Source organism: Thiomonas sp., assembly GCF_034007205.1.
GTDB lineage: Bacteria > Pseudomonadota > Gammaproteobacteria > Burkholderiales > Burkholderiaceae_C > Thiomonas.
Map to the genome: position 1 here is coordinate 1 of NZ_JAVERI010000032.1, position 10,876 is coordinate 10,876.

General features: G+C 64.3%; 16 protein-coding genes. All 16 read left to right on the forward strand.

Going from position 1 to position 10,876, the window contains the following annotated elements:
- The first annotated feature begins 65 nt into the window (after window positions 1–65).
- The 16 genes from RBR52_RS14985 (at window position 66) to RBR52_RS15060 (ending at window position 10,612) form a co-directional block, all read left to right on the forward strand.
- Window positions 66–785, forward strand: coding sequence for a hypothetical protein (locus tag RBR52_RS14985; protein ID WP_320378076.1), 720 nt, complete (start codon window positions 66–68; stop codon window positions 783–785).
- A complete protein-coding gene (locus tag RBR52_RS14990) occupies window positions 782–1,267 on the forward strand; it encodes a hypothetical protein (protein ID WP_320378077.1) in 486 nt (161 codons plus the stop codon). Before RBR52_RS14985 ends, RBR52_RS14990 begins: the two co-directional genes overlap by 4 nt.
- Window positions 1,254–1,643, forward strand: coding sequence for a hypothetical protein (locus tag RBR52_RS14995; protein ID WP_320378078.1), 390 nt, complete (start codon window positions 1,254–1,256; stop codon window positions 1,641–1,643). The genes RBR52_RS14990 and RBR52_RS14995 overlap by 14 nt, the downstream gene beginning before the upstream one ends.
- A 201-nt stretch (window positions 1,644–1,844) precedes the next feature.
- The gene (locus tag RBR52_RS15000) at window positions 1,845–2,114 is read left to right on the forward strand and encodes a hypothetical protein (RefSeq protein WP_320378079.1); all 270 of its coding nucleotides are present in this window, start codon (window positions 1,845–1,847) and stop codon (window positions 2,112–2,114) included.
- Window positions 2,115–2,688: 574 nt separating this feature from the next.
- The gene (locus tag RBR52_RS15005) at window positions 2,689–3,945 is read left to right on the forward strand and encodes a tyrosine-type recombinase/integrase (protein WP_320378080.1); all 1,257 of its coding nucleotides are present in this window, start codon (window positions 2,689–2,691) and stop codon (window positions 3,943–3,945) included.
- Between the two features lie 23 nt (window positions 3,946–3,968).
- Window positions 3,969–4,193: a DUF6290 family protein gene (locus tag RBR52_RS15010; protein WP_320378081.1), complete on the forward strand. Its 225-nt coding sequence runs from the start codon at window positions 3,969–3,971 to the stop codon at window positions 4,191–4,193.
- Window positions 4,177–4,449 carry a type II toxin-antitoxin system RelE/ParE family toxin gene (locus tag RBR52_RS15015; RefSeq protein WP_320378082.1) on the forward strand — a complete coding sequence of 91 codons (273 nt, stop codon included), beginning with the start codon at window positions 4,177–4,179 and terminating at the stop codon, window positions 4,447–4,449. The genes RBR52_RS15010 and RBR52_RS15015 overlap by 17 nt, the downstream gene beginning before the upstream one ends.
- 408 nt (window positions 4,450–4,857) lie before the next feature.
- Window positions 4,858–5,178, forward strand: a complete 321-nt coding sequence (locus tag RBR52_RS15020) for a hypothetical protein (protein WP_320378083.1) — start codon at window positions 4,858–4,860, stop codon at window positions 5,176–5,178.
- Complete coding sequence (locus RBR52_RS15025) at window positions 5,175–5,891, forward strand: hypothetical protein (protein WP_320378084.1); 717 nt, start codon at window positions 5,175–5,177, stop codon at window positions 5,889–5,891. Before RBR52_RS15020 ends, RBR52_RS15025 begins: the two co-directional genes overlap by 4 nt.
- Window positions 5,875–6,060, forward strand: a complete 186-nt coding sequence (locus tag RBR52_RS15030) for a hypothetical protein (protein ID WP_320378085.1) — start codon at window positions 5,875–5,877, stop codon at window positions 6,058–6,060. Before RBR52_RS15025 ends, RBR52_RS15030 begins: the two co-directional genes overlap by 17 nt.
- Window positions 6,047–6,352 carry a hypothetical protein gene (locus RBR52_RS15035; protein ID WP_320378086.1) on the forward strand — a complete coding sequence of 102 codons (306 nt, stop codon included), beginning with the start codon at window positions 6,047–6,049 and terminating at the stop codon, window positions 6,350–6,352. The genes RBR52_RS15030 and RBR52_RS15035 overlap by 14 nt, the downstream gene beginning before the upstream one ends.
- Window positions 6,349–8,460: a TraI/MobA(P) family conjugative relaxase gene (gene traI / locus RBR52_RS15040; protein ID WP_320378087.1), complete on the forward strand. Its 2,112-nt coding sequence runs from the start codon at window positions 6,349–6,351 to the stop codon at window positions 8,458–8,460. Before RBR52_RS15035 ends, traI begins: the two co-directional genes overlap by 4 nt.
- 67 nt (window positions 8,461–8,527) lie before the next feature.
- Window positions 8,528–9,190, forward strand: a complete 663-nt coding sequence (locus RBR52_RS15045) for an AAA family ATPase (RefSeq protein WP_320378088.1) — start codon at window positions 8,528–8,530, stop codon at window positions 9,188–9,190.
- A 21-nt stretch (window positions 9,191–9,211) separates the two neighbouring features.
- Window positions 9,212–9,478 (forward strand): CopG family transcriptional regulator, encoded by a 267-nt coding sequence (locus RBR52_RS15050; RefSeq protein ID WP_320378089.1) that lies wholly within the window; start codon window positions 9,212–9,214, stop codon window positions 9,476–9,478.
- A gap of 289 nt (window positions 9,479–9,767) precedes the next feature.
- Window positions 9,768–10,379 (forward strand): hypothetical protein, encoded by a 612-nt coding sequence (locus tag RBR52_RS15055; protein ID WP_320378090.1) that lies wholly within the window; start codon window positions 9,768–9,770, stop codon window positions 10,377–10,379.
- Entirely contained in the window at window positions 10,376–10,612 is a 237-nt protein-coding gene (locus tag RBR52_RS15060) for a hypothetical protein (RefSeq protein WP_320378091.1), read from the forward strand. Before RBR52_RS15055 ends, RBR52_RS15060 begins: the two co-directional genes overlap by 4 nt.
- The last annotated feature ends 264 nt before the right edge of the window (window positions 10,613–10,876 follow it).

Sequence of the window (10,876 nt, forward strand, 5' to 3'; positions counted from 1 at the left end):
CGCCCGGCAACCCGCCCCCGCCGCCGAGTTTGAAGCCGACGACATTCCCTTCTGAGAGGCCCGCCATGACCACCTTGTTCATCGACGTAGAAACCCTGCCCGGCCAAACCGATTGCGCCCGCGTGCAAGCCGAGGCCGACACCAAACCGCCCGGCACGCTGAAAAAACCGGAAAGCATCGCCGCCTGGTGGAAGGAGGACGGCCCCGCCGCCATCGATACCACCTGGAGGAAGCAAGCGCTCGACCCGGCGCAAGGCGAACTCTGTGCCATCGGCTTTGCCACCAGCGACACCCCGGCGCAAAGCATCGTGCGCGCCCGCGTGGAGCCAGAAGGCGACTTCCTGCGCCGCGCCCTGGCTGTAATCGACAAACACCTTGCCGACACCGCCCCCGCCTTGCAGAACGACGGCACGCCGTGGCCCTATGCCGACGACGCCTATGTGGTTGCCCACAATGCCGACTTCGACCTGGGCTTTGTGCGCGCCCGCTGCTGGGCACACCGCATCCGCGTTCCCCGTTGGCTGCCCAAGCCCGGCGCGCGTGCGCCGCGTGACTTTGGCGACACCATGACGCTGTTCGCCGGATACGGAGGCCGCATCAGTCTGGACAAGCTGTGCCGCGCCCTGGGAGTGCCCAGCCCGAAGGCCGACGGCACCAGCGGCGCGGACGTGCTCGACCTGTGGCTATCGGGTGAGCATGGCAAGCTGGCGAGCTACAACGCTGCGGACGTGACCGCCTGCGCCGCCTGCTGGTGGATCATGCAGGGCCTGGAGGCCGCCGCGTGAGCGCGCCCTGCATCGTCGGCATCGACCCGGGTTTGACGGGGGCTGTGGCCTTCTACGCCCCCGGCAGCCGCACCGCCTGGGTGAAAGACCTGCCGACCGTGCAGCGCGGTATCGGCAAGGCCCGCGTGCGCCGTGAACTCGACGCCGCCGGTCTTGCCCACCTGCTGCGCCCCTGGGACATTGACACCGCTTTCGTGGAGGCCGTATCTGCCCGGCCTGGGCAAGGCGTGGCGAGTGTGTTCAGTCTGGGCCACAGCCTGGGCACGATCTGCGCCGTGCTCTCGGCCTTGGGCATCGCCTGGCAACCGGTAGCCCCTGCCGTGTGGAAGAAGGCCCTGCGCCTGCCCAGCGACAAGGAAGCTGCCCGCGCAATGGCAAGCCGCCTGTTTCCAGGTGTTGACCTGACCCGCATCAAAGACCACAACCGCGCCGAGGCCCTGCTGCTGGCGCATTACGGAGAACACCACCATGACCGACCCTGAACTCGACACCTTGATTGCCGAAGCGCAGGCCTATCTCGACGGCAGAGACTTAAGCGACGCCCGCACACTGGCCCTTGCGACCCGGCTGCAAGTGTTGAGATCGACCCGATCCAGACGCCAAATGCTTGAGATCAAGCGGGATCGCATGGCCGCAGGTCTGGGCCGCGTGGAGCAGTTTCACGCCGTGCTGGAGGTCATTCGCCAGTTGGTCACCGACCGGCTGCGCGACCTGCCCGACGTGCTGGTGCGCAAGGTTGCTGCCTGTAAAGGCGACCTGCCCGCCATCGCCGCCGTGCTCGACGCCGCCGCGCGTGAGGTCATGCTGGGCATCGTGCAGGACTGCAACGAGCGTGCAGGACAGCCCGGCAAGGCGTAAAAGGTACTCCCCCGGGGGGTTCCATGCGGGTGGCGAAACGGGCGCGAGGCAGCGCTAGAGTGGCAGGAATCGCCCATAGGTGACAACCTGCCCGCAAACCCGCCAAAATGCCTCTAGGCGGGCAAAACACCGCGCCCTGCACCTATCCCCCTTGCCATCCCTGAAAGCCCGCCACAGCCGCTTTCCCATTCCCCCGCCACCATGACCCCCAAAGAACGACGCAGCCGTGACGAAGCCATGCGATATGCCCGCATGCGCTGTGCCACCATCTGGGAAATCGCCCGGCAATTCGGCCTGAGCAAAAGCCACACACATCGCATCGTTGCCGACGTGGAGCTACTGCCCCATATCGCCAGTGAGCATGAACTGATCCCCCTGGCTGGAGGCGGATACGCCTGGCGCACCGTGACCCGGCCCGAAAAAACGCGCGCCTACCGGGTGAAGGACGGCAAGTGTGTGTTTCCTGGGTGACGCGGGGGGGGTGCAAAAAGTTTGAAGCCGCCCGGCCAAAACCGTGCGCCCCATCAGATTTTTGCGCCGCAGAGTTTTGGCAGGGGGGTAGCCCGAACCGGGAATGCGGTTTTCAGGAAACCACTTGTGCACGAACTGCCAAAAGTGCCAAAAGGGGCTTTTGACAGTTTTGGCAGTGCCCACACAACCGGCATTCCAGAAAACAAGGCCCCATCCCTGCGCTGTCATGTCGGCATGGCGCAACGCCAGCCGATACACTCACCACCCGCCGATGCAGGCCAGATCGGAGCGCAGATAACAGCCCCAGCGACCACAGGTTGACGGTATTTCAGACGGTATGCCGGTTTTTTGTTGATGGTGAAATCTAGTGTTTTCAATTGCTTAGGCGATCTATGCGATAGACCCCGGCCCATTACCCTGTTTTTGACCGTTCGCCGTTGCGCGTATTTGTCTTTTGCATCAAGCGGTTAGCTCGGTTTGTTGTCTGTAGTTGTGCGGCATTGTTCGCCGGTGTTTGGCGTTTGCATGGGGTATCTTTTCGGCGCTATACCCCACTCCGAAAGGAGATACCCCAATGCCCATCACTGACCGACAATGCCTCGAATCGCCCGCAGCCGAAAAGCCTTACAAGCTGTACGACGGGAACGGGCTTTATCTTTGGATTTCACCGACCGGCGTCAAAGCCTGGCGCTACCGCTATGAGTTCAACGGGCGGGAGAAGCTGATTGCGCTGGGCCGCTTTCCTGATCTGGGCATCAGGGCGGCGCGTGATGAGCGCGACCGGCAGCGGGTGAAGCTGCTTGACGGCATCGACCCGAGCGCACATCGCCAGTTGCGCCGGGTGTTGCCTGCGCAGGTTGAAAACTCGTTCGAGTTTGTTGCGCGCGAGTGGCATCAGCGGTTTCTCGATCAGTGGGTTCCATCGCACGCGGCACGCAATCTGCGGCGGTTTGAACTGTATGTGTTTCCGTGGATTGGCAGCATGCCGGTTGACAAGATCGAGGCGGCGGACGTGCTGGCCGTGCTGGAACGCCTCATCAAGCGCGGCACCGTGGAGACGGCGCACCGCGTCAAGTTTTTGTGCAGCGGCGTGATGCGCTATGCCGTTGCGACTTCACGCGCCAAGGCCGACCCGACGACGGTTCTTGTCCGGGCTTTGCCTGCGGCCAAGGAGCGGCACTTTGCGGCCATCACCGACCCGGCGCAACTGGCGACCTTGCTGCGCGCCATCGACGGTTACAGCGGCGGGCCGGTTGTCGGCGCGGCGCTGCGTCTGGCCCCTTTGCTGTTTCTGCGACCGGGCGAGTTGCGGCAGTTGCAGTGGTCATGGATTGACCTTGATGCAGAACAGCCGGAAGCCCGGATACCGGCAGAGATCATGAAGATGAAGCGACCTTTGCGTGTGCCTTTGTCGCGGCAGGCCGTGGCGATTCTGCGCGAGGTGGCGGTGTTGTCCGATGGGCGCAATGTGTTTCCGAGCGCGCGGCGCAACGGGCGGAGCATCAGCGGCGGCACGTTGATTGCCGCGTTGAAGTCGCTGGGTTACAGCGGCGATCTGATGACCGTGCACGGCTTCCGTGCGACGGCGCGGACACTGCTCGATGAGGTCTTGCAGTTCGACCCGGACGTGATCGAAGAACAGCTTGCGCACGCCAAGCCCGGCAGTCTCGGCATGGCCTATAACCGCACGCAGCACTGGCCCGCTCGGGTGAAGATGATGCAGGCGTGGGCGGACTATCTGGACGGCATCAGCGGCAGGCCGCAACGCAGTGAAGGCGAAGGCGCGCGCAACAGAATACAGACGATGCGCACGGGCGCTATACTTGTATAACATCACACCATGAAGGAACCGCCATGCTTGCCCTGCGACTACCCGCCGAAGTGGAAAACCGCCTTGATGCTCTGGCGAAAGCCACGGGCCGCACCAAGGCTTTTTACGCCCGCGAAGCCATCCTTGAATATCTGGATGACCTCGAAGATTTGTATCTTGCAGAGCAACAATTGAGGGATATTCGCGCGGGCCTGAGCCGCACCTACACACTGGACGAAGTGGAGCGCGACCTTGGCTTGGCGGATTGAGTTAGACGATAAGGCCAAGAAGAATTTGGCCGATCTGGATAGGCCCATTGCCAAGCGCATCACGACCTTTTTGCGCGAGCGTATTGCAACACTTGACGACCCGCGCAGCATTGGTGAAGCGCTCAAAGGTTCCAAGCTGGGCGCGTTCTGGAAATACCGCATCGGAGACTTTCGCATTGTTGCCAGCATCGAAGATGACGCTTTGCGCATCCTCGTGGTGCGCATCGGCGACCGCAAGGCGGTCTACCGGGGTTGAGGTCGTGCACACCAGAAAACCGCGTTTGTCGGCGGGTCTGGTGCGAGGTCTGGGAACGCATCGAACGGCCTGAAAATGCGCCCGATTCGAGCGGCCTATAAGTCACCCCGGATACGGTTTTCGATGGGCAGGCAAAGGCTGCTAATTCCCGCTAATTTAGTCCGTGCAAGATGTGGCAAACTTATAGGATTCGGCCTTCGGCCTCCCCCTAAAAGTTTGCCGATCTGGTCAGGGCTGCGCCCCGACACCCGGTAACGATTTTTGCCCCGTTCCGCGCTGCGCTTGTCTCAGGGTTGTCCGAAGCTTATAGGTGCGCGCTGCGCATTTTCGTTCGCCGCTGTTCGGAGTTTGCGCCCGCGTTTTTCCGCGCCTATTCTGCGCGCCGTCTCAACTTACCGGCGGTCGGCTATGGGCAAACTCGACGAACTTTTGAATGACGTGGCTTCGCTGCATGTGGCGCAGCGCAGCGAGCACATTGCGCTTTTGCTGCGCAATGGCGCGAGTGTGGCAAGCATCGTGGCGGCGCTGCGCGACGATACCGGCGCGGATGCGCAGACGATACGGCAGGCAATGCGCAATGCGGGGTTGCTGGCCGCTGTGTCGGAGCAGAAACCGGCGCGCAGACCGCGCAAGCGCAAAGCCGCTGATGAGGTGGTGCAGGACACGACAGCGGGCGGGTTTGGAATGTCGGCGGCGGACGTGTCACCGATGCGGGATGACACGATATGAGCCATGCGATTGAGGTCTTTCGCCTGGCGTGGCGCGGGCCGTTTGACGGGCTGACCGAGCAGCACGCGCGGGCGATCATTGATGCGGTAAGTCAGGGCGGCATGATTGATGAAGATGACCCGCAACATGCCGGGTTGTGGTCGGCCCTGGCCGTGATCTGGGCGGCAGACTGGCGCGCGATGACGACGGCGGCGGCGCGGGACAGCCAAGCGGATGAGCGTGAACAGCGCATCAATGAGCGCATCACGCAGATGCTTGCCGCGATACGTGCGGGCACCATCGAGACGGTGAAGCAGCTCGGCGCGCAACTGGCGGCAGATCGGGTTGACGCGGATGCGCAGCCAGGCAAGGTGGATACGGACGGCATTGCGCGGGCCGTGGCTGCGCGGGTGACATTGCCGACCCTCGACACCGCCGAGCTTGCCCGCCAGTTCGCGGCGCGCATTCAGCCGACCGTGCAGGCGGAAGTGCATCAGCACTATGACGTGCTCGACAGCCTCAAAAAGGCGGCGCGGGAATCGTTTTCTTGGATGTGGGCGACTGTTGCGGGTGTGGTGTGTGCGCTCGGTGTGGGCTACGCCGTGCATGTGTATGTCGGCACGGCAAACACCATCGCCGCGCTGCGCGCAGAGAACGCAGCATTGCATCAGCAGATTGCGGCAGACGATGCGCGCAGTGCGCACAAAGGGGGGAAGAATGATGCACGGCGATGATTTGGCATTGCTGGCTTTGGCGTTCTTTTTGACCGCCGTCGGTGTCGGGCTGTTTGCTTTCGGGCTGGGCTTGGGGCGTGTGCAGGGTCTTAAACGGGGCATTGTGCTGGGCGTAGTGATTCTTGCGTCCGGCATCGCCAAGAAAAGGGATAACGATGAATTCCGTTGAGCGGCGCATTGTGACGGCATGGGTTGGCGCGGATGCGACGCGCAGCCTCGATGAGTGGGCGCAGGCGGCGGGCGTGACGCGCAGCGCGTATGTGCGCAGTCTGATTGAGGCGGGCGGGCCACCGCCTGCGCAGATCAACGCGCAAGGCGTGGCCGAGTTGCGGCGCATCGGTGTGATGCTCAGGAATTTCCTGCGCAATCCCCCGGCCCGATGGTCGGCGGAACAAACGGAACGATTCTTTGCGGCACTGGCGCAGATCGAGCGCGCGAGCAGTCGTTTGATGCAGCAGTGATTCCCAAGCAGATCAAGATTTCGGCCAAGGGCAGCAAGGGCTTCGGGCCTGTGCTGCGCTATGTGCTGCGCGCCGATGAGCCGGGGGCTGATCTGACTTTCGGGACGCTGAACTATGACCCGATACGCGATGAGGCGGCAGGACTGGCCGAGGAACTGACTTGGGAGATGAATGACCGGGAATTGGAGTATCGGCAGCGGGGCAGCGGGTATGCAGCGCGCGCCGGGAACCCGGTGTTTCACATGGTCATGTCATGGCAGGACGGGGAGCACCCGACCGGAGAACAGGCGCAGGAGGCGTGCGCGCACATGATGAAGGCTCTGGACATGGCCGACCATCAGGCGGCTTGGGCGATTCACCGCGACACCGACCATGACCACGTGCACCTGGTCATCAACCGGGTGAAGCCGGATGGCCGTCACATGGCGGAAGTGCCGTCTTTCTCGAAGTTGAAGCTGCACAAGGCGGCGCGGGAGATTGAGATTGCGCAGGGATGGCGGCGCGCTGATGGCGCGTTTGTCACGCTCGACACCGAGCAGGGGCCGGAAGTGGTGAGGATGAGCCGCGCCGAGCGGCGGGAGCGGGGCTTGCTGGCCGCAGGGCCGCAGATTTCACCGGGCGCGGCGGATGCGGCGCACCGTGAGGCTGGGGCTTCGTTTCAGGCATGGGCGGCGAGCGGGCCGGCCAAGGCGATCAAGGCCGCGCTCGATACGCCGGGGGTGACGTGGGAGCGGCTGCATCAGCAGGCGGCGAAGTATGGTCTACGCATCGAGCCGAAGGGTTCGGGGATGGTGGTCACGACCCGGCTCGATGATGGGCGCACGCTTGCGGCCAAGGCGTCTCAGCTGGGGCGCTGGGCGAGCAAGGCGGAACTGGAAAAGCGCCTTGGCCCTTGGCAACCCCCGCCGGACAAACTGCCTGCGGCCTCGGTGAACTATCAGAAGTTACTCGATGCGGGCCGGTTGTCGGCGCAGGCGGATGGGCCAGTGCGCGGGTTGAGCGTTGATGATCGGATGGCGCGGCGATTGGAGCGGTCAGCGGCGCGCAAGGCGCTGGCGGCGCGGTTCAAGGCCGAGCAGGAGGCGGCGCGGCAGGACAGGCCGAAGCAAAGGGCCGACCTGGTGCAGCAGCATCGCGCCGAGCGCGCGGCGCTGGCCGTCCAGTTGCGCGAGGAGCGCAAGGCGATGACGGCGCAGGCGCGGCAAGGGGGGCAGCTACAGGCTGTAGGGCAATCCTTGTGGGCGCTCAGAGCGGCGCAGCAGCGCGAAGCCTTGCAGAAGCGCCAGGCGGCAGAGCGCAAGGCGCTGTCGGCCAAATTGCCCAAACAGGAGGTGTGGCGCAAGTGGCTGGAGCGAGAAGCAGCGCAGGGGGATGAAGCGGCGCAGGCTGCGCTGCGCGGCATCCGCTACCGCGAGCAACGCAAGAAGAACCAGCAGATCGACGGCATTGAGGGCGAAGAACTCGACCCACTGCGCAAGCTCACCCTGGCCGGACTGGAAGCCGAGATCGACCGCAAGCGGCAGCTCGTGCTGTACCGCGACGCACAGGGGCGGGACAGGTTCACCGACACCGGCCCGCGCATCGTGATGCACGACAAGGGGGATGACAGTCTGGAAGCGGCCCTGCGTCTGGCCGCGCAGAAGTATGGCGGCAAGGTGGACATCACCGGCAGCAGCGAGTTCCGCGAACGGGCGGCACGGCAGGCGGTGCGGCTGGGCATCGAGGTCATGGATACCGATTTGCAGGCCGTGGTGCAGGATGAAAAGCAACGCATGCAGCGCCCGCAGCAGTTGTCCCCGCAGACTGTGGAGAAGTCGGCCCGGGAAGTCGCCAAGCCCTTGAATCCGCAGGCCGAGACTGGCCCGCCCGAAATGCGGGCAGTCGATGCGGCGCTGGTCGCCTGGCAGCAGGCCCAGACCGGCGCGGCGCGCACCCGCGCCGTGCAGGACTGGATGCAGGGCATGGAGCGCATCGAGCAGCAGGGCGGGGACGTGGCCGCAGCGAACGCGCACAGCCGTAAGGCGCTCGGCGGGCGCTATGCGGGGTTCATGCAGGAGGTGGGCGGGGCGGCGAAAGAGCGGCAGCGCGACAGGGGCATGGAGCGCTGACAAGGTGGTTTGCACTGTCTTTTAATATCCTTTTAATGTCCTTTTAATATCCTTTCGAGGGGCAACTGTGATTCTTACTGTCGGCAACACCAAGGGCGGAGTCGGCAAAACGACACTGGCCGTTCAGATTGCTATCGCCCGCGCCTTGGCCGGGCGCGACGTGTGGCTGATCGACGGCGACCGTCAGGGCACGGCGGCGGCGGCCATTGCCGCACGGGCCGAGAGCGCCCGGCAACCGGGAGTTGCCTGCGCGCAATACGCCGACGGCCCGGCCCTGCGCGGCCAGGTACAGCAGCAGCGGGGCAAGTGGCAAGAGATCATCATCGACGCCGGGGGGCGTGATTCGACCGCGCTACGGGCAGCGCTGATCTTGTCCGATGTGCTGCTGGTGCCGTTCGCTCCGCGTTCCTATGACGTGTGGGCGCTCGATGACATGGCCGCACTGGTGGATGAGGCTCGGAGCGTCCGCGACGGCCTGCGCGCCGTCGCCGTGATGAACCAGGCCGACCCCGGCGAGCACTCAGCCGACAACGCTGACGCGGCGGCAGCCGTGGCCGATGTGCCGCAGTTCGAGTATCTGGCTGCCCCGATCAGGCGGCGCAAGGCGTTCAGCAATGCCGGGGGCGCGGGCCTGGCCGTGTCCGAGCAGACACCCCGCGACCCGAAGGCGATAGCCGAGATGGAACAGCTTGTTTCATCTCTTTTTAATATCCAAAGAATATTCAAATAATCGCCTAACGAGAGCCTTTTCATGTCCATACAGCCCAAGCCCAAGACCGTCCCGGCCAGCGCCGCGCAGGATGCCTTCATTCAGAGCGCACCCGACGCGGGCAAGGCTGCGCCGCTGGCCTATGAAAAGGGCGTCCCCAAGGGCCGCAAGCGGCAGATCACCTTGACCATTGCGCCCGACCTGCTGCGCCAGGTCGATGAGGCAGCCAGACGCACCGGCCTGGCCCGCGCAGCCGTCATCAACATGGCGATTTACCGGGCGCTGGAAGGCGATATTTTCCAGAAGTGAACCCGGCGCTTGACAGCGCGCCGGGGTTCGCTTATGTTTGCGTTGTCTCGCAAGAGATCGGGTTTGACAGCCCGGAAGCTAGGCGCAAGCAGCAGGCCGCGCCGTGATTGTCTGAACGACAGCACCCAGCGGCCTTTGTTTTGCGCGTCAGGTTTTGCCCTTATGGGGCGGGCCTGATGGGGAGCCGCGAGGCTCGCCGGTCCTAGCCCGGTCTGTCAACCCGTCAGGTTCCGCCTCACCCGTTTGACAGCGGGCGGCGGTTCGATACCGTCAAGCTAGGAGCATCACCATGACCACACCACAGGGCCGCAAGGGCCTGCCGGGCCAAGCGCCCGACGACGTTTCCCACGGTTTTCCGGTCACCACCGGCAAAGCCGGGCACTACGAATACACCATCACACCCCGCAGCGCCGATCTGGGCGGCGGATGGCGCTTGCGTCTGCTTGAGGATGGGGCGGAGGTCGGCGGAGGCGTGTATCCCGCCGACGAGTACGCCGATGCCTGTACTGAGGCAGTCTCGTGGCTCGAATCGCGCCCGGATGCGCCTGCGCTTGGCCCGGAGCCGACGCCCCGCCCTGCCCCCGCCACAGCCGCGGCGCAGGACTTCCGGGGCTTGGATGTCGTCATCAGCGACATGGCGAACGTGGTGGACTCTGAAACCCGCCCGATGGAGTGGATTGCGATCTGCACGGCGGACGTGATGAAGCTCATTGCGCAGGACGTGGCCTCGTTCGGCGGCCGCAAGGGCCGCAAGGTGGCTTTCCGCATCGAGGGCATGGCGCTGATCGTGCGTGATCTGGGCTACCGACTGGCGGAGTTGCGTGACACCATCGACGGCGAGACGAGCGCGATCGGATGCGGCGCAGGCCAATACGGCGACGACGAGGGGGCCAGATCATGAGCATGTTCACCACCATGATGCTTTTCGAGAAATACGGGCCGCGCATGTCAGTGGAGCAGATCGGGGCTGCGCTGGGCCTGGCGAGCGGGACGCTGCATGCCCGCCTCGCTCAAGGCAAGCTGGATTTGCCGACGTATGTAGATGAAAAGCTGCGCTGCGCCGATACCCGCCTCGTGGCCGAGTATCTGGACCGGCTGCGCGACCAGGCGCGGCAGGCGATAGCGACCGCCTGACCCTTCCCCCTTCCCTTTTTTCGGTTCTGCGGGTGTTGACACCTCAGAGGGGGGCGCTTGCCTTGCGGTTCTGGATCGCTTGGCTTGGTGCGGCCATGACCAGTTGTCCCCACTCCGCAGAGTCCGTGCAGGGGCGCAGGTAATGTCCCCGGGCGTGGTGTAAGTCTTTGATGCGGTGAGCTGCGAAGGGCGTAGCCCGGAGCAGCTCACCGCACCGGTCGTCCCTGGTGATGGGGGTGGCCATCGTGAAGTCCGGATAAGGTT

Coding starts and splice junctions, on each gene's coding strand:
- RBR52_RS14985 (WP_320378076.1), top strand. CDS start 66: ATGACCACCTTGTTCATCGACGTAGAAACCCTGCCCGGCCAAACCGAT.
- RBR52_RS14995 (WP_320378078.1), top strand. CDS start 1,254: ATGACCGACCCTGAACTCGACACCTTGATTGCCGAAGCGCAGGCCTAT.
- RBR52_RS15000 (WP_320378079.1), top strand. CDS start 1,845: ATGACCCCCAAAGAACGACGCAGCCGTGACGAAGCCATGCGATATGCC.
- RBR52_RS15005 (WP_320378080.1), top strand. CDS start 2,689: ATGCCCATCACTGACCGACAATGCCTCGAATCGCCCGCAGCCGAAAAG.
- RBR52_RS15010 (WP_320378081.1), top strand. CDS start 3,969: ATGCTTGCCCTGCGACTACCCGCCGAAGTGGAAAACCGCCTTGATGCT.
- RBR52_RS15020 (WP_320378083.1), top strand. CDS start 4,858: ATGGGCAAACTCGACGAACTTTTGAATGACGTGGCTTCGCTGCATGTG.
- RBR52_RS15025 (WP_320378084.1), top strand. CDS start 5,175: ATGAGCCATGCGATTGAGGTCTTTCGCCTGGCGTGGCGCGGGCCGTTT.
- RBR52_RS15030 (WP_320378085.1), top strand. CDS start 5,875: ATGATGCACGGCGATGATTTGGCATTGCTGGCTTTGGCGTTCTTTTTG.
- RBR52_RS15035 (WP_320378086.1), top strand. CDS start 6,047: ATGAATTCCGTTGAGCGGCGCATTGTGACGGCATGGGTTGGCGCGGAT.
- RBR52_RS15050 (WP_320378089.1), top strand. CDS start 9,212: ATGTCCATACAGCCCAAGCCCAAGACCGTCCCGGCCAGCGCCGCGCAG.
- RBR52_RS15055 (WP_320378090.1), top strand. CDS start 9,768: ATGACCACACCACAGGGCCGCAAGGGCCTGCCGGGCCAAGCGCCCGAC.
- RBR52_RS15060 (WP_320378091.1), top strand. CDS start 10,376: ATGAGCATGTTCACCACCATGATGCTTTTCGAGAAATACGGGCCGCGC.